We start from the raw sequence: 15,718 nt of genomic DNA on the forward strand, positions 1-15,718 counted from the left end.
TGAGTCACCCAGTCCAGTACGAGACGAGAGCTTCCACCGCGTGGGTGGTGCCGTCCGGACTGGTGTCGGCAGGGATCACGGTGACCTCTCGGGACACGGGAGGCCGTGCGTGAGTGAGGAAGTAGTCGCGGGTGTGCGTGAGGAAGGCGGGCTCGTGCAGGAAGTAGTCCGGCTCGGCAGCCGTATGGCCTGAGGTCTTGCGACGCAGGCCAAGCACTTCGGCGGGTACGTCGAGGTAGAGCGTGTGGTCGGGGCGCAGGTGGGGGAGCACCTGGAGCCGGTCGCGCAGCCGGTGCTGGACGGCGTAGCCGAACAAGGCGTCGAGGGCGTGGGCGTGCGCGAGGAGGGTGTCCACGGAGCGGTCGAGGATTACGAAGGGCTTTGCGCCGACGAGTGCGGTGCGGACGCGGGCCTCTTCGACGGCCATGAACGTGTCGAAGGCGGCGACCTGTTCGGCGGCGGATGCGGTGCGGGCCGGAGGTACGACGTCCTGGCGTCCGATCTGCTTGACGTAGCAGTTGGCGATGTAGGCCCGGTCCTCGTAGCCGCGCCTGCGCAGGTGACGTATCGCTGTCGACTTTCCGGCGTACGAGGGCCCTTCGATCGCGATGATCTTCACAGCGACTCCGTCCGGTAGAAGCGCTCTGCGTACGTGCCGGAACTGCCCAGGAGGTCGGCGGCGACGGTCCAGGCGTGCCGGATCGGCCGGTACATCTTCCGGGCCGGGTACATCTGCGAGCCGTGCATCCGCAGGACGGTGCACTTGTCGAGTACCACCGAGGTGATGTCGACCTGCGAGGGCACGAGCGCCGCCCGGGTACGGGAGTGGAAGAGGTGCTGGTCGCAGCCCGCGAGCGCGTAGGTGGACCAGAACGCCAGATCCTCCCAGAACCAGCGGCACCCGAGGCTGACCGCGGCCTCGTGTACGAGCAGGTGGTCGGGGTGGCGGGTGACGGCGGCGGGGGCGAGGAGTTCGGCGTGCGGGTGGGCGGCGACGATCGAGCGGAGTTGCTCTGTGATCTGGTCGAGGCGGTCTTGGCCGTATGGGCGGTACGGAGGTTCCGCGTCCTTGTGGCCGAGGGCGAGGCGGGTCGCCGCGAATGGGGCCAGGGCGGCGGCACCTTCGCGATCCCGCAGGTGGGAGACGGCGGACTCGGTGTTGTAAGCGTTTTCCAGGGACGGGTGGACGCTGGTGGAGCGGGTGAAGACCGTGGCGACGGTGAGTGGGCGGGGGTGGGCGAGGAAGGTGCCGGCGGCCGAGAGCGTGAAGTCGTCGTGGTGCGGTTCGAGCGCGAGGACGGGACGGTCGGCCGGGCGGCGCAGCTCGATGAAGTGGGGTTGGCCGCTGTGCGGCGCCATCAGCTCGATGACTTGGTGGTCGTGGGTGCGGTGACGGGTGAGGAGCTGGTGGGTCCACTGGTGGTGGGCGTGGTCGAGGTCGTCGGGGAACGTGTAGATCCCTGTCGCGTCCGGCACCGGCAGGGCGATTGGCTGTGCGGAGGTGTGGGTGAGGGCGGTTGGGGCGTTCATCCTGGACTCCTGGTTCATCGGACGGTGGTCTCGTACCAGTGGCGCCACATGCGCGGGGACCTGAGCCGGAGACGGGCGGTGACGGGGTTCTGCCACCACAGCATCCGGAGGCTCGACCATTGGTCGTAACGGCGGGTGGAGGGGCGTACGCGCAGGTCGTCCAGGATCTTGACCGATGCGTTGGCGGCGCGGCCGTGGGTGGTCAGGCGGGCGAAGAAGTCGACGTCCTCGCTCATGAGCAGGTCTTCGCGGTAGCCACCGATCGTCTTGAACGCGGCGGCGGTGGTGAACTGGGCGACCCCCTGTGCGCCACCGTGGCGGGCGCGGTAGTGGTCCCAGTACGCGCACAGCAGCCGTGCCCCGAGGCGGTCCGGTGTGTAGAGCGGTGGGATCGCTCCGCCGACGGCTCCGGCGTCCAACGCGGATGCTGCCGCGCCGATTGCCTCGATGGGCAAGGCGACATCGGCGTCGGTGAAGAACAGCCGAGGGCTGCGCGCAGCGGTCGCACCGGCGTTGCGTACCCGGCCGATGCTGCGGACGGACTCGCTGATCACGCAGACCCCGAATGAGGCAGCCATGTCGGCGGTGGCATCGGTGGAGGCGTTGTCGACGACAATCACCTCCCCTTGCTCACCGCTCGCGGCCTCCCACTGCGCGAGGGAGGCGAGGACGGTCGGCAGGTAGCGCGGCAGGTAGGCGGCTTCGTTGTGGGCGGGAATGACTACCGTCAGGCCGGGGGCGGTGCTGGTCATCGGGCTCTCCATCTCGCGTGCGGTGTGTGGGAGTGCCCCGGATGGGGTCGGAAGAGGTGTGGCGTCCGACGGGACAGCTCGGTCAACCGGTTGGACCAGGCGGTCCGGTTGTTGCCGGGGCCGGCGTGGGTCCAGCAGCTCACGGTGACGAAGGCCGACCATGCCGCGAGGTGGGTGTCGCTCACGACGTGGGGATAGGCGCCGAGGAAGGCGTGCCGGTCCCACTGTGCGTGGGCGTCGGTCATGACGAGAGCGTGTGCCAGGTCCGCCTCGCGGCGCCTAGGGGCGGCGTCGGTGAAGTCGACCAGGTGACGGGTCTGCCGGGTGCCGGCGAGGACCACGTTGTCGAGGTGGGGGTCACCGTGGCACCACACGGTGGACGCCTCGTCTGGTGTGCCGGTGATGAGGGCAAGGGCGGGGGCGAGCCGGTCGAGTACGTCGGGCGGGCAGCGGCGACTCAGGGAGGCGACCGTTTCAACCGCGAGGCGCCGACGGGCCGCAGTGGTGACCGGTGCTTCGTGCACGCGGCCGAGTAGCGTGCCGAGGTCTCTGAGTGCATGGGAGCGCGGGACGCTGCCCGAGCGAACGGCAGAGCCGAGGGTGTCCGGGCCCAAGTCCGAGGTGATCAAGGCGGTGGCGCCGGTGGTAGAGGTGGTGCCGTAACCGAGCACCCTCGGTACGGGCACGGCAGCTGAGACCGCACGTATCGCCGTGGCTTCGGTGAGGGCATTCCGGCGTGCGGTGTGGGAGTAGAGCTTCACGATCACGCTCGGGCCGTGGTGGAGGGCGACACGGTAGACGGCGGTACGAGAGCCCGCCGTCAGGCGTTCGGCGGTCTTGGCGGGACTTCTCAGGAACAGGCCGCAGGCGCGCGAGACCATCGGCGGGACGGTTGGGACGACGGGGGAGGCGTTCATCGGAGCTCCGGTTGCTCGGCGTGGGTGGAGCCCAGGGCGCGGACATGACGCATGGTCCGTCGCAGGTGCGCGCGGTACTCCCGGACTTCCTCGGTGCCGGGGCAGGCGGCCTGCCACGGCTTCTCGGGACCCACGAAGTGGACGAGGGGTGCGGCGGCGTCGGGGCGCGGAGAGCGGGCGACAACGCGACGGGCCCAGTTGCCGCGTTCGAGGAACCGGCCGAGCTCGAAGCGGTTGTAGCCGGGACCGACCGGTCGAACGCGGCCGGCGTGGAGGAGCCAGAGGTTCAGGGCGTCCTGGTCGTTGTGGTGGATGTGCCGACGTTGCCGAACCAGTGCGTGACCGACTCCGCGGCGTACCCGGGGCAGGTCGGCGACGTGGGCCCACAGCAGGCCGGCGTTGTAGTACGGCCTTCCCTTCAGGTGCGGCCAGCGATCTGCGACACCCGGCAGGGCGTGACTGTCGCCGACCGACGGGCCGAACTCATCCCGTACAGCGCCCACTTCACCGGGGCGCAAGTCGTTCAGCGGTGCGCTCAGGTCGCCTCGGACGAGAGTGTCGGCATCGACGTAGATCACATACGGGCGTCGGACGAACTCGGCGGTGAACTCGAACCGCAGGTAGGTCGCGACGCTGATGTACGAGGCGTCCGCCATCCGCGCGGTATTGAGCGGGGCGCGCTGGGCCAGGTCGAACGAGCTGAATCCGGCCCGTCGCGCGAGGTGTGAGAGGAGCACGGCCTTGGACGGAGTCAGGTCGAGGGTGAGGACACGCAGCGCGACGTCCCGACGAGCCCGTGGAGTGAGGCTGTCGGCGAGGGCGGTGACGGCGGCCAGTCCGGGGACGAGGTAGCGCTGGTCGAGGCACAAGCCGAATGCGTACACAGGGGTTCGCCTTCCAGAGGCAGCGATGGGGATGGATTGTGGCGGTCACTCAAGGCGCGTCCCGTCGGCGTGTGGACCGGGACGCGCGGGTCTCCAGCACGTGAAGCGAGTCGGGGTCGTCGGTCTCCCACTGGTGCGCCATGCCGCCCGCCGGTCGACGCAGGACCCAGGTCTGCTTCTGCCTGATGTCGGTCACGATCGCCTGCTGGCCGGTGCCGTCCCGGACGAGATCGCCGACCTCCGCACGTACGCCGCTCATTGGACGCTTCCGGGGCTGAGGCGTCCCCACGGCGTCCAGCCGGCCGCCACCTCGAAGATGATGCGGCGACGCTGGTACCGGCCGGGCGTATGGCGGGAGGGGCTGTTCGTCGCCTCGGCCAGGAACCCGCCACGGTCGCGGATGAGGACGCCGAGTGCGGCGAACTGGGCGTCATCGTCGGTGACGTGTGCGGCTCCGGCAACGACGATGCCACGGACCAGGCCGGACGACAGGGCACCCGTGATGGCCGACCAGCGCAACCGGGTGTCGAGGGGCACGGCGGGGTCGTCGTCGGACCAGATCCCGGCGACGTGCCAGTGGCGGGCATCGGCGTAATTGCGAGCTCGGCGCTCTGCCTCGCGTACGGCAGGAGGTTCGGCGGCGCAGGAGTAGACGGCGACGGGGACGTGCCCGAGGCCGCCGGACGGGGAGTTCGGCATGCCCCATGCGTGCTGAGAAGGCTGTCCTGCTAACAGGTACGGGCCGTGGCTACGGCGGAAGTTGGGGACGGGGCGGGCTGTCACGCCCCGTACAGGTAGAGCCCCCCGCAGCCGTGCCGACTGCCACGGAGCGTGGCAGTCGGCAAACTTCTGACCGCCGAACTACCACGGGTCGTGGTCGTGTGCGGTCAGCGCACGCCCAGCGGGACGCCGGCCGCGTGCGCGAGCCCGCGAAGTCGGCCCACGGACACACCCGCCAGCCGCGAGATGATCACTCCGGGCAACATCTGGTGCTGCACCCACCCCGGCGCCATGGTGCAGACCGCCTCCAGGGTGTCGGCCGCCCGATCCCACCGGCGGCACTCCACATGGGTCAGGGCGACATCGAGTCCGTAGCGGGCGCGCGTCGCGAGCGGTACCGTCTCGTCCAGCCTGACGGTGTCCATGAGCCGCAGTGCTCCCGCCGTATCGCCCAGGGCGACGGCAATGCTCATGGCCTGGGTGGCGGCGTACAGCGGGCCGTACGGCTGGGCATGGCCGCCGCGTGCGTACTCACCGCCAAGGCGGGCGCCGACCGCGTGGGCCTGGGAGAGGTACTCGCGCGCCGTATCGGCAGAGGCCCCTCCCCGGGAGGCGGCCACGGCGGCATTGGCGACGAGCTGCCCGTATACGGACAGCCGGTCGGGGTCGTGCTCGGACATCCTTGGCTCGATCCGGTCGGCTTGGGCGGTGGCGAGCGCGAAGCCCTGCGCCGTACGCCCGTCCCGGAGGTTCACCCATGCCGTCGTGGCGGCGAGATGCGCCTCGCGCAGGTCATCCCCGGCCTGGACCGCGATCTGCCGCCCGTAGGTGAGGGCGGCGTAGGCAAGGTCCCGCGAACCCCAGACGTTCGCGGCCATGCCCGCAGTCTGGAAGGCGTCAGACAGTACGCCGGCCGCGACTCCTCTGTCGTCGGTGCCGGCGGCGTCGTACCGGGCACGGGCCTCCGGCAGCAGGGCAGCCAGCAGGGTGCCGAGTTCGGTGTACCGGCCTGCCCAGTAGGCGGCGTCCGCGTGCTGGATGACGCCGCGCAACTCGGCGACGGTGCCCGGCTCGGTGTTGGCGGGGATGCCGATCGCGGCGTCGTGCGTGGCTGCCGAGAGAGTACGCAGGGCCGCCCGCTCGTCACGGTCCATCGAGCGGCGCGGTGCCTGCTGCCCGAGGAGTACGGCGATGTCGGTACCGAGCGCGGAAGCGATGACCAGCAGGGAAGGCAGAGAAGCAGTACCGCCGCGCTCCAACTTCCGTACGACACCGACCGATACCTCGGCGGCCTCCGCCAACTGCTCTTGCGTCATCCCGCTGCGGAGGGTCTTGAGGCGTTCGGCGGTGGTGTATTCCGACCATTGCATGGCTGTGACCCCCCGAGCCGATCAAGTCAGGCTTGGACCGTACCCACTTCGTAGAGATGCGTGCACCCTTTTGTGGAGCGGGAGTTGGGGGGCGTCCGGAAAACGCCTACACCGGGAGGATCGCGCTCACTCCGAGCAGGCGCTCCAGCTCGGCGACCGACTGGTCCTCTGTGGTTGCGAGGACGGTGGTGATGCCGAGGGCCTCGGCGGGCGGAAGATTGACCGGGTGGTCGTCGACGAAAACGCAGGCCGGGCCCGGCAGGCCGAGGCGGTCCAGGGTGAGCTGGAAGATGGCCGGGTCCGGCTTCGCCAGACCGACCACTTCCGAGATCACGTGGACGTCGAAAAGGTCCCAAATGCCAGCCTGCTCGTACGGGTTGAACGGCTCCAGCCCGAAGCTGTTCGACAGGAGCGCCAACCGGTACCCCGCATCCTTTGCGGCGCGGGCGAGCGCTGCCATCCGCTGGGCCGCTGGTACTTTCGCCCAGGCCCGCCCCATCAGGTTGTCGGCGTTCACGTGCGTGCCGAGCAGGGCGGCGGTTCCCTCGTTCCATTCGGCCTGGCTGATCTGCCCGATCTCCAGGGCCGTGTACAGCCGTCGGCCCTCGGGATGGTCGTTGAGGGTCGCCCGCCAGGCTTCCGCGAGGAGCCCTTCCGACTCGCACCAGGTGCGGTGTACGGGACGTGGATCACCGGTCAGTACCCCGGCGAAGTCCAGGATGAGCCCGCGTGGGGTGTGGTGGTGGGCGGTGCCCGTGGGTTGCGGCATGCTGCGGGGTTCCTCTCCGTTGACCTCAACGACGACGCTACCGCTAGACGAGTCATTCCGAATGCTGACGGTGTGTCCGGGAACGCAGACAGGGCGTCCAAGATCGTTGTGTGACGAACAACCTGGACGCCCTGCTGACCGCACTGTACGTGAAGATCGACGACGAGATCGGGGGTACCCGGTGGCTGGGCCGACCGCCGCAGCTGACGGATTCCGAGCTTGTCTGCCTCGCTGTCGCGCAGGCGCTGCTGGGCTTCACTTCAGAGTCGCGGTGGCTGCGGTTCGTGGACTCCCGCTTGGGCCGGATGTTCCCGTACGTGCCCAGGCAGCCGGGCTGGAACAAGCGGCTCAGAGCCGCGTTGCCACTGGTCAGGAAGGCGATACGGCTGCTGGCCGTCGATACGGACTTCTGGTTCGACAACCACTGGATCGTCGACTCCACGCCGGTGGAGTGTGGCCGCTCGCGTCCGACGGTCAAGCGGTCGGACATGGCCGGCTGGGCCGGATACGGGTACTGCGCCTCGCACTCCCGGTTCTTCTGGGGCCTGCGCCTGTTCCTGGTGTGCACCCCGGCCGGGATGCCGATCCTGTGGGCGCTGGCGACCCCGAAGATGGACGAGCGCGAGGTACTGACCGCGATGCTCGACCGCGAACCCGAGACAGTCACGAACCGGCCGGGGCTGCTGGTGATCTCCGACAAGGGTTTCGCCGCCAAGGAGTTCGAGGCCGATTTGGCCTTGAGGGGTGCCGAGTTGCTGCGGCCGTCGTTCAAGCGCGAGAAGAAACGCAAGGGCGAGAGTCTCCTGAAATCAGTGCGGCAACTGATCGAGTCGGTCAACGACACCCTCAAAGGCCAGCTCGACCTGGAACAGCACGGCGGCCGGACCTTCGAGGGCGTCGCAGTCCGCGTCGCTCAGCGCGTCCTCGCGATGGCCGCCGCGATCTGGCACAACCACAAGACCGGCCAGCCCGTCCTGCGATCCCTGATCGCCTATGACCACTGATCACATCGGAATGACTCGTCTAGGTGTTCCGCTCCTTCACCGCTGTGCGATTCGTCGGCTCTGCCGATGACGTTGTGCAGGATGCCCTGGGGCTGGCGGAGTCCGGGAACCTGGAGGGCGCGGTCCCAGGGGCCAGTTCGCCGGGGGCAGACAGGAAAACTTCACGGAAGACTGGCTATGCGGGGCAACGCATGTCAACGTAAACGACCTTGCCTGAGCATTCTCAGGTCGGGTGGTCTGTAGCGCGGCAGCCCGGTCAGGATCGATACCCCGTTGCCGGGCCTCTCCTGCTGACGCGTCTTGCGCTCCGTTCCTTCCCATCGGCGTTCTGAAGATCCCTCTCGTGGCCTTGGAGGCGCTCCTGAATCCGTACTTCCCGTTCGATCCTTCCCTCGCGACCGGCGAGTCTCCCGCGTACTGGGCCCCCGGCACCTGGCCGGTGACGACGGCCGTCTCTACGATGTCGTCGCGGACAGCCTTTCCGACTTGGGCTGGACGAGCCTGACAGTCGTCCGCGGGCGGCGTGAGCGCCCTCGCCCGTGATGGTCTGGACTCCGGAGCACACCGGCCTCTTCCTGGACCACGTCGCGGAAGACCGCCTCTACGCGCTGCTCCACCTGATCGCGTTCCGTGGCCTTCGACGCGGTGAGGCGTGTGGTCAGCGCTGGACCGACACCCACCTGGACGCGGGTCTCATCACCGTCGCCAAGCAACTCGTGGTGAACGGCTGGGAGGTCTATGAGGACGACCCCAAGACGGACGCCGGCGCGCGCACCATCGCGCTGGACTCCTACACGGTCCGAGCCCTGAAACGGCACCGCAAACGGCAGGACAGAGACCGCGCGGACTGGGGGAGCGCATGGGCGGAAAGCGGCAGGGTCTTCACCCGCGAGAACGGTGAACTGCTCCACCCGGCCAACGTCACCGGGCGGTTGATCGAGTTGTACGAGGAAATCGGTCTCCCGCCGGTCCGGCTTCACGACCTCCGCCACGGCGCGGCAACGCTTGCGCACGCGGCCGGGGCCAGCTTTCCTGAAGCGGATCTGACGATCGCCGAGGCCGCAGCCCGGCTTGTGCCGTGAGCGCGCAGCACGCCCAAGGGCACTGGACGGGGGGCGAACGTTCAGCCCAGTGAGGCCCAGGAGTCTGTGCCGGATGATGCTGATCCATTGGGCGTTATTCGGGAGATCGATTCCCCGTCCGCTCACGCACCGCTGACGCAAACGGCCCCGGACGAGGAGTCCGAGGCCGAGTAGTGGCCCTCCCTATGGGGAAAGTCCCAGGTCAGAGCAGTAATACCTTGTGCCCCCGGCAGGATTCGAACCTGCGACACCCGCTTTAGGAGAGCGGTGCTCTATCCCCTGAGCTACGGAGGCGGGGGCTTGTACAGGACCTTGGCGAAAACTCAGAGAGAATTCCGCAGCCAGCCAGACAAAGTCCCAGGTCAGAAGAGTGCACCAGGTCTGGTGTCGTCTGAAAGTGACGAGCCGACAGGTTCAGAACAGTAGACCTTCCAACCCGAGACAGGGTAGCGGATTCGGCGTCTGGGGGTGGTCGCCGGGGTGTTGTCGGGGTCTGCCTGTTCTAGAGGAGTGGCGTTGACCTGCATGTTTGATCGATTCTGTGGACCGTCCGTTCCGTAATCCTGAGTATCTTTTGTCATGTTCTGTGCGGAGGGAGCGCTCCAGTCGCGCCGAGAGCTCCGTGTTTGCCTGTTCCAGGCGGGAGACCTGACGCTGAAGCTCTTCCTGGTCGCCGGGGGCACCGAGCCCCGACTCCCACCACGTCCGCTCGCCCATCAGCTCGGACAATCGCCGCTCCAGGCGCCGGGCTGGGTGACAAGCCGAGTGTTGTGGGCGTGGGCGAGGGCCCCGCCTTGGGGGGCGAGGCAGAAATCGCCCGTTCGGCGGCGTGGATGAGGGCGAGCAGGTCGCGGTGAGTCGAGCGTGCCGGTCTGCCCCGTAAAGATCTGAGGAGCAAGCTCAGGGCCCCGCTCAACCGGTGGGCCTCGGCGCCGGTGGGCTGTCGTTCGCGGCCGTGGGGAAGGCCAGTCTGCGGTCGATGTCGACGGTGACGCGGCCCTCGACCATGGTCGCGACGACGCGATGGCGGAACGTCATGCCGTGAAAAGGGGTGTTGTCCGACGCGCTGACCGACTCGGTCCGGTCCACCCGCCAGTCGGCCCGGGGGTCCACCAGGGTGAACGTCGCGGGTTCCCCCGCGAGCAACGGGCGGCCCGCCACGTCGGCGAGTCCCGCGATACGGGCGGGACGTGTGGACATCACCCTGGCCACGAGGCCCCAGTCCGGGTCGCCCCCGGCGCCCAGGGCCTCCGCGACCACGGGGAGCGCGGTCTCCAGGCCCAGCATGCCGAAGGGCGCCTCGCACCAGTGGTTGTCCTTGCTCGACGCGGTGTGCGGGGCGTGGTCGGTGGCGACGGCGTCGATGGTTCCGTCACGCAGGGCCGCGCGCAGCGCCGCCACGTCCTCGGCGCTGCGCAGGGGCGGGTTCACCTTGTGCAGGGGGTCGGCTTCGCGCGTCATGAGATCGGTGAGCAGCAGATGGTGGGGGGTCACTTCGGCTGTTACGGGCCAGCCGCGCGACTTGGCCCACCTGACGATCTCGACGGTCCCCGCTGTGGAGACGTGACAGATGTGCAGGCGTCCGCCGGTGGCCCCGGCGAGAACCACGTCACGCGCGACGATCGTCTCCTCGCCCGTCGCCGGCCAGGGCGGCAGTCCTGTGGCCTGCGCTGCCGCGCCGGCGTTGACCTGGCCTCGCTCGACGAGACGCGGGCACTGGGCGTGTTGGGCGACGAGGGTTCCGGTGCGGCGGGCCGCCTCCAGCGCCCGCAGCAGGAGCCTGGGGTCGTCGACACATACGCCGTCGTCGGAGAACATCAGGGCGCCGGCCGCCGCCATGGCGTCGAGGGGTGCGAGGTGACGGCCGGCGAGCCCGCCGGTGACGGCCCCCACCGGGTGCACCCGGCAGGACGCCGTTCGCGCCGCCCGCTCGATGATGTGCCGTACCCGCTCGGGGGTGTCGGTCACCGGCACGCAGTTGGCCATGGCGAGCACGTCGGAGTACCCGCCGTGCGCTGCCGCCCTGGTGCCGCTCGCGATGGTCTCCGAGGCGGCGTCACCGGGCTCGCGCAGGTGGGTATGGAGGTCCACCAAGGCCGGCAGCATGATCAGCCCGTCGCAGTCGGCTGTCGTCGCGTCCGCGGCACTGGTGCCGTCCCCGTTCCCGGGGGCCGTCACGGCGGCGATCCGGCTGCCCCGTACGGTCACGTCCCGGGGTGCGCCGCCGAGGGGCCGGACCCCCCGCAGGATCGTCGTGCCCGCGGAGCCGTCGGCCGGGGGGCCGTTCACCTGTCCGTGTCCGGGTGGGTGAGGCGGAAGACCGGTCCGTCCGCGCAGATCAGCGGGGACTCCTCGGGGCCGCTCCTGGTCCCGGTGGCGCAGCCGTGGCAGTACCCGAGGCCGCAGGCCATGTGGGCTTCCAGCGATACCTGGACGTCCGCCGCCCAGCGTCGGCCGAGTTCCTCGCAGAGCCGGGCCAGCCGCTCCGAACCGCACGTCATGATCTGCTGTGGAGGGGCCTGATCGAGGTCCGCGGTCAGCATGTCCCGGAGCCGGGTCACGTCGCTGCTGCCGGTGTCGTCGGTGACCTCGTGCAGTCGTGTCACACCGGCAGCCCGGTAGACGTCCGCTCCTACGACTCTGTCCGCGCTTCTGCCGCTGGCCACGGCGACGATCTCGACCTCGGTCCCGGCGCACTCCTGGGCGACGGTGGTCAGCGAACAGGTGCCGATGCCCCGTCCGACCAGAAGGACGCGCCCCGTTCCCCGGGTGATCCGGAATCCCTGGCCCAGCGGTCCCACGACCAGCATTCGCTCGCCCGGTCGGAAGGAGGCCAGGCGACGGGTGCCGTCACCGACCACTCCGAGAAGGATGTCGAGGGTGCCGGCCTGCGGATTCCGGGCGTATACGGCCATGGGGCGGGGCAGGACGGGACCCGTGTGCTCGCCCCGGGCGGCGGTCAGCATCACGAACTGTCCTGCCTGGCACGTCCGGGCGATACTCGGTGCTTCCAGGCGCAGGAAGTGGTGGCCACGTCCGTGCGGCGTGGAGGCGATGACCTGGGCACGGTGCCAGGTCGCGGCGGGCCGGTCGGTCCCGGCCCCGGGCAGCGGTGTCACGCTGTCCCGGACCGGTATGCCGGCGTCCGTGTCGAGGGTGTTCATGCGGCTGGGGCCTCCTGTGCGGACAGCCGGGCATCGAGCCGCAGGAGACCCGAAGCCAGGATGTCGGTGCCGACGGCGAGTTCGGCCGGAAAGGTCAGCTCCTCGGGACTGTGGCTGACCCCGCCGTTGTGACTGGGGACGAAGATCATGCCGGTGGGCACCACACGGTTGATCATCTGTGCGTCGTGGCTGGCCCCGCTGGGCATCACCCGGTGCGCGATCCCGGCCTCCGTCGCGGCCTCGGCGACGGTGTCCCGGAGCCATCTGGGGAGGATGACGGGGGAGGCGTCGGCCAGCAGCCGGGATTCGCACCCGATCCCGCGCCGGGAGCAGACGCGCTGTGCACCTTCGACGATCTCCGCCGCGGTCAGCCGCTGTCGGTCGTTGTCGATGTCCCGGACGTCGACATACACCTCGGCGTTCCCGGCGATCGTGGTGAGGGACCCGGGGGAGACATCCATGCGTCCGACGGTCGCACGGGTGCCGTGATGGCGGCTGTCGTTGGCAAGGGTCTCGATCATCAGGATGACCTCCGCCGCCGCGGCCATCGCGTCGGCCCTCATCCGCATCGGGGTTCCCCCGGTGTGCGAGGCCCGTCCGGTGAGATCGAGGCGCAGCCGGGTACTGCCCGAGATCAGGTCGACGAGTCCGACGGGAACGGACTCGGACTCCAGCAGGGAGCCCTGCTCGATGTGCAGTTCCAGGAAGGCGGCCCAGTCCTCGCCGCGCCAGCGGGCCGCCTCGGTGTCGTTCGGGTCGAGGCCGACGGCTGTCATGGCCTGCGCCAGCGATACGCCCTCGGCGTCCTGCTTGGTCTTCAGGTCGACTGGGCCGGTCAGTCCCGCGGCGATCCGGCTGCCCGTGCACGCCTGTCCGAAGCGGGCTCCCTCCTCGGCGGCGAACGCCACGAAGCGGACCGGCCGGGTGAGCCGGATCCCAGCCGAGACGAACAGCCGTGCCACCTCCATCGCCGCGACCACACCGGCTATGCCGTCGTACGCGCCGGCGCCCGGCACGCTGTCGAGATGGGAGCCGGTGCCCAGACCCGGCAGTCCGGGGGTCGTGCCGGGAAGTTCGGCGAGCGTGTTGCCGGCTGTGTCCGTACGCACGTCCAGGCCGAGCGCACGCATGTGCGCCGCGTACACGTCGTGGGCCTGGCGCTCCAGTGGGGTGTAGGCCAGCCGGGTGACGCCTGGGCCTCTGCCGGGCTCCGACATTCCGGCGAAGGTGTCCAAGTGCGTTTGGAGCCGGTCCGCGTCGGCGCGACGGAGAGCGGCGAGCGTCGGTGCGGTCATCAGAGTCCGGCCGACGAGGCTTCCGCCTCGGAGAGCAGCGACACCACAGGTGCGGAACCCACGGCTTCGAGTGTCGGCGTGTGCAGGACAGCGGCCACCGCGGTCACTTCGGCGGCGGCGCCGCGCAGCAGGCCGAGCATCGCCTGTAGCCGACGCGGCTCCCAGGCCGTCGCCAGCAGCACGACCCGGTCGCCGGGGGTGATCGCCGGGGTGACGGAGGTGATTCCGGACTCGTCGGTGACCCGTAGGACGGTCGCGCCCGTCGCGAGGGCCACGATGTGGGCGAGCACGGCTTCGTCGCTGCTCTCCCACACCGAGATGTGGTCCGGCTCCAGGTGTCGCACGGCGTCGGCGAGGGCCCGGCCGATGAGGTCGGCCGCGGCCGGGGACACCTGCGTGTTCAAGGTGACGCCGTAGGCGTCGGTGGCCGCGCCGAGTTCACGGACGCCGGAAAGGATCGCGGAGGTGCTTTCGGTCATCGGGGACCCTCCTCTTTCGTGTCGGTCGCGGACCCGAGCGGGGCCGGCGACGGGGTGGCGGGGAAGAGCGCGTGGAACCGTACTCCGTACCGCTCCAGGAGCGTGTCCACCACGCTGCTGTCACCGAGGTCGAGCACGCTGAGTACGCAGGAGACCCGCATCCCGGCTTTCAGGGCGGCGTGCACCGGCGGCGCCGCGTCCTGCGCCGTGCGCATCAACGGAACGACGACGACGGTGTGTTCGCCCGCGTGGGCCTCGCCGGTCAGACGGGCGTCGTCCCCGGTACCGGTCACCGTCGCGAACGGCAGCCCCGTGTGCAGGGCCAGGGCGGTGGTGGCGGCGATGCCTTCGGGGGTGGTGCACACCAACCGGTCGGTCCCGCGCGGGAGCACCTCGGACAGCAGCGCCGCGGTGCGGCGCAGGATGGACGGCCGGCACTGGACGGCTTCGATGTCGAATCGGCCGTCGCCGATGGGCGCCACCGCCAGTATGTCGGCGTACAGTTCGGCGCTTCGTCGCTGGGCGCTCTGGAAGGCGCGGGGGGCGTCAGGTGCCGTGTGCAGGACCTGGTCAAGGTTCATGTGGGCTCCGTGGATGGGACGGTCTTTGGTGACCGCGCGAGGCCGGCGGGTCGCCGGGAGGTGTGGTCCGGCCGCGCGGGAGGGTCAGGTGCGCACCGTGCCGCGTTCGTCGGCGAGACGGGTGATGCCGAGTTCGCGGCACAGGGCGTCGAGGTCCCGCAGGACCTGGGTCATCGCGTACGGGCGGGTGAACGTCGCGGTACCCATCTGTACGGCGGTGGCTCCGGCCAGGACGAACTCCAGGACGTCCCGCGCGGTGCTGATGCCGCCGCATCCGATGACGGGTATTCCGACGGCCGCGGCGGCCTGCCACACCAGGCGCAGCACCATGGGTCGGACCGCGGGTCCGGACAGTCCTCCCACCCCGTTGCCCAGCACCGCGCTCCGCCCGTTCAGGTCGATGGCCATGCCGGGGAAGGTGTTGGCGACTGTCACGGCGGTCGCGCCCGCCTGCTCGGAGGCGCGCGCGATGTCCCCGATCGATGTCACGTTCGGGGTCAGTTTGACGACGACGGGCAGCGAAGTACGCGCCACGACACCGGAGACGACACGCTCCACGGTCGACGCGTCCGTTCCGATGGCGAGCCCGCCGTGCTCAAGGTTCGGGCAGGAGACGTTCACCTCCAGTGCCTCGCAGGGAGCGTCGGCGAGCTCCTCGGTGATCCGCAGGTACTCCTCCACGGCGAGGCCCCCGACACTCACCACGACGGGTACCCCGAACGACCGGTAGCGGGGCAGCACCGTGCGGATGAACTCCGCCGAGCCCGGACTGGGGATTCCCACGCTGTTGAGCATGCCCTGCGCGCTCTCGGTGAGCCGGTGCGAGGGGTTACCGGAACGCCGTTGCGAGAAGAGGGTCTTGGTGACCAGGGCGCCCAGCTCGTGCACCGGCAGGAGAGCGGCGAGTTCAGGACCGAAGCAACCCGACGCGGGCATCACGGGGTTGGCCAGACGCAGCGGGCCGAGCGAGACCGCGAGGTCGGTCCGGAACGCGGCGTGGTCCGCGAAATGCCGGTCGCGGTCGTCGAACACCGCGGGATCGTGGTCTTGAACCTCCGTCATGGTGCCTGCCTTCTGCGTCAGGGGGATCGAGGAAGAGGGGGCGGAAGTGCGCCGGGCCGGTCGGTGTGCGGGACGGCGGAGCGGGGGCCGCTGGAGCGTGGGGACCGCG

Annotated in this window: 17 protein-coding genes, 1 tRNA gene and 1 pseudogene; 3 read left to right on the forward strand and 16 right to left on the reverse strand. The window is 69.9% G+C overall.

Going from position 1 to position 15,718, the window contains the following annotated elements; all coding sequences use genetic code 11:
• Positions 1-4 precede the first annotated feature (4 nt).
• From OIE74_RS22440 to OIE74_RS22480, 9 genes are all read right to left on the reverse strand, one after another.
• A complete protein-coding gene (locus OIE74_RS22440) occupies positions 5-619 on the reverse strand; it encodes a dTMP kinase (protein ID WP_329386434.1) in 615 nt (204 codons plus the stop codon).
• On the reverse strand, positions 616-1,530 hold the full coding sequence (locus OIE74_RS22445; RefSeq protein WP_329386436.1) for a PIG-L deacetylase family protein: 915 nt from the start codon (positions 1,528-1,530) through the stop codon (positions 616-618). The genes OIE74_RS22440 and OIE74_RS22445 overlap by 4 nt, the downstream gene beginning before the upstream one ends.
• A 14-nt stretch (positions 1,531-1,544) precedes the next feature.
• Positions 1,545-2,282 (reverse strand): glycosyltransferase, encoded by a 738-nt coding sequence (locus tag OIE74_RS22450; protein WP_329386439.1) that lies wholly within the window; start codon positions 2,280-2,282, stop codon positions 1,545-1,547.
• Positions 2,279-3,199, reverse strand: coding sequence for a phosphotransferase family protein (locus OIE74_RS22455; RefSeq protein ID WP_329386441.1), 921 nt, complete (start codon positions 3,197-3,199; stop codon positions 2,279-2,281). Before OIE74_RS22455 ends, OIE74_RS22450 begins: the two co-directional genes overlap by 4 nt.
• Positions 3,196-4,083, reverse strand: coding sequence for a glycosyltransferase family 8 protein (locus tag OIE74_RS22460; RefSeq protein WP_329386443.1), 888 nt, complete (start codon positions 4,081-4,083; stop codon positions 3,196-3,198). Before OIE74_RS22460 ends, OIE74_RS22455 begins: the two co-directional genes overlap by 4 nt.
• A 49-nt stretch (positions 4,084-4,132) precedes the next feature.
• Positions 4,133-4,342, reverse strand: coding sequence for a hypothetical protein (locus OIE74_RS22465; protein ID WP_329386445.1), 210 nt, complete (start codon positions 4,340-4,342; stop codon positions 4,133-4,135).
• On the reverse strand, positions 4,339-4,782 hold the full coding sequence (locus tag OIE74_RS22470) for a hypothetical protein (protein WP_329386447.1): 444 nt from the start codon (positions 4,780-4,782) through the stop codon (positions 4,339-4,341). The genes OIE74_RS22465 and OIE74_RS22470 overlap by 4 nt, the downstream gene beginning before the upstream one ends.
• 188 nt (positions 4,783-4,970) lie before the next feature.
• Positions 4,971-6,173, reverse strand: a complete 1,203-nt coding sequence (locus OIE74_RS22475; protein WP_329386449.1) for a helix-turn-helix domain-containing protein — start codon at positions 6,171-6,173, stop codon at positions 4,971-4,973.
• 106 nt (positions 6,174-6,279) lie between these two features.
• Complete coding sequence (locus OIE74_RS22480; RefSeq protein ID WP_329386451.1) at positions 6,280-6,942, reverse strand: HAD-IA family hydrolase; 663 nt, start codon at positions 6,940-6,942, stop codon at positions 6,280-6,282.
• Positions 6,943-7,052: 110 nt separating this feature from the next.
• On the opposite strand from OIE74_RS22480, the gene OIE74_RS22485 reads away from it, so the two are divergent.
• The 3 genes and pseudogenes from OIE74_RS22485 to OIE74_RS22490 all read left to right on the forward strand — a co-directional run bounded on the left by OIE74_RS22485 (position 7,053) and on the right by OIE74_RS22490 (position 9,028).
• Positions 7,053-7,946, forward strand: coding sequence for an IS982 family transposase (locus OIE74_RS22485; RefSeq protein ID WP_329379891.1), 894 nt, complete (start codon positions 7,053-7,055; stop codon positions 7,944-7,946).
• A gap of 349 nt (positions 7,947-8,295) precedes the next feature.
• Positions 8,296-8,474, forward strand: a pseudogene (locus OIE74_RS38660) (DUF317 domain-containing protein); the annotation flags it as partial.
• A gap of 14 nt (positions 8,475-8,488) precedes the next feature.
• A complete protein-coding gene (locus OIE74_RS22490) occupies positions 8,489-9,028 on the forward strand; it encodes a tyrosine-type recombinase/integrase (RefSeq protein ID WP_443076190.1) in 540 nt (179 codons plus the stop codon).
• Between the two features lie 221 nt (positions 9,029-9,249).
• On the opposite strand, the gene OIE74_RS22495 is transcribed toward OIE74_RS22490, so the two are convergent.
• From OIE74_RS22495 to OIE74_RS22525, 7 genes are all read right to left on the reverse strand, one after another.
• Positions 9,250-9,322, reverse strand: a tRNA-Arg gene (locus tag OIE74_RS22495).
• A 618-nt stretch (positions 9,323-9,940) separates the two neighbouring features.
• Positions 9,941-11,317: a dihydroorotase gene (locus tag OIE74_RS22500; RefSeq protein ID WP_329386452.1), complete on the reverse strand. Its 1,377-nt coding sequence runs from the start codon at positions 11,315-11,317 to the stop codon at positions 9,941-9,943.
• A complete protein-coding gene (locus OIE74_RS22505; RefSeq protein ID WP_329386454.1) occupies positions 11,314-12,192 on the reverse strand; it encodes an iron-sulfur cluster-binding protein in 879 nt (292 codons plus the stop codon). Before OIE74_RS22505 ends, OIE74_RS22500 begins: the two co-directional genes overlap by 4 nt.
• Positions 12,189-13,487 (reverse strand): Zn-dependent hydrolase, encoded by a 1,299-nt coding sequence (locus tag OIE74_RS22510; protein ID WP_329386456.1) that lies wholly within the window; start codon positions 13,485-13,487, stop codon positions 12,189-12,191. Before OIE74_RS22510 ends, OIE74_RS22505 begins: the two co-directional genes overlap by 4 nt.
• Complete coding sequence (locus OIE74_RS22515) at positions 13,487-13,966, reverse strand: hypothetical protein (protein WP_329386458.1); 480 nt, start codon at positions 13,964-13,966, stop codon at positions 13,487-13,489. Before OIE74_RS22515 ends, OIE74_RS22510 begins: the two co-directional genes overlap by 1 nt.
• A complete protein-coding gene (locus OIE74_RS22520) occupies positions 13,963-14,547 on the reverse strand; it encodes a hypothetical protein (RefSeq protein WP_329386459.1) in 585 nt (194 codons plus the stop codon). The genes OIE74_RS22515 and OIE74_RS22520 overlap by 4 nt, the downstream gene beginning before the upstream one ends.
• Before the next feature lie 84 nt (positions 14,548-14,631).
• Positions 14,632-15,609, reverse strand: coding sequence for a dihydroorotate dehydrogenase (locus OIE74_RS22525; RefSeq protein WP_329386461.1), 978 nt, complete (start codon positions 15,607-15,609; stop codon positions 14,632-14,634).
• Between the last annotated feature and the right edge of the window lie 109 nt (positions 15,610-15,718).

Origin of the sequence: Streptomyces sp. NBC_01716 (assembly GCF_036248275.1) — a bacterium.
In the GTDB taxonomy this organism is placed as follows: Bacteria; Actinomycetota; Actinomycetes; order Streptomycetales; family Streptomycetaceae; genus Streptomyces.

Excerpts from the sequence above, each read along its gene's own strand:
- OIE74_RS22450 (WP_329386439.1), bottom strand. The coding sequence starts at position 2,282 with ATGACCAGCACCGCCCCCGGCCTGACGGTAGTCATTCCCGCCCACAAC.
- OIE74_RS22490 (WP_443076190.1), top strand. The coding sequence starts at position 8,489 with ATGGTCTGGACTCCGGAGCACACCGGCCTCTTCCTGGACCACGTCGCG.
- OIE74_RS22445 (WP_329386436.1), bottom strand. The coding sequence starts at position 1,530 with ATGAACGCCCCAACCGCCCTCACCCACACCTCCGCACAGCCAATCGCC.
- OIE74_RS22465 (WP_329386445.1), bottom strand. The coding sequence starts at position 4,342 with ATGAGCGGCGTACGTGCGGAGGTCGGCGATCTCGTCCGGGACGGCACC.
- OIE74_RS22525 (WP_329386461.1), bottom strand. The coding sequence starts at position 15,609 with ATGACGGAGGTTCAAGACCACGATCCCGCGGTGTTCGACGACCGCGAC.
- OIE74_RS22470 (WP_329386447.1), bottom strand. The coding sequence starts at position 4,782 with ATGCCGAACTCCCCGTCCGGCGGCCTCGGGCACGTCCCCGTCGCCGTC.
- OIE74_RS22455 (WP_329386441.1), bottom strand. The coding sequence starts at position 3,199 with ATGAACGCCTCCCCCGTCGTCCCAACCGTCCCGCCGATGGTCTCGCGC.
- OIE74_RS22520 (WP_329386459.1), bottom strand. The coding sequence starts at position 14,547 with ATGAACCTTGACCAGGTCCTGCACACGGCACCTGACGCCCCCCGCGCC.
- OIE74_RS22480 (WP_329386451.1), bottom strand. The coding sequence starts at position 6,942 with ATGCCGCAACCCACGGGCACCGCCCACCACCACACCCCACGCGGGCTC.
- OIE74_RS22510 (WP_329386456.1), bottom strand. The coding sequence starts at position 13,487 with ATGACCGCACCGACGCTCGCCGCTCTCCGTCGCGCCGACGCGGACCGG.
- OIE74_RS22515 (WP_329386458.1), bottom strand. The coding sequence starts at position 13,966 with ATGACCGAAAGCACCTCCGCGATCCTTTCCGGCGTCCGTGAACTCGGC.
- OIE74_RS22475 (WP_329386449.1), bottom strand. The coding sequence starts at position 6,173 with ATGCAATGGTCGGAATACACCACCGCCGAACGCCTCAAGACCCTCCGC.
- OIE74_RS22505 (WP_329386454.1), bottom strand. The coding sequence starts at position 12,192 with ATGAACACCCTCGACACGGACGCCGGCATACCGGTCCGGGACAGCGTG.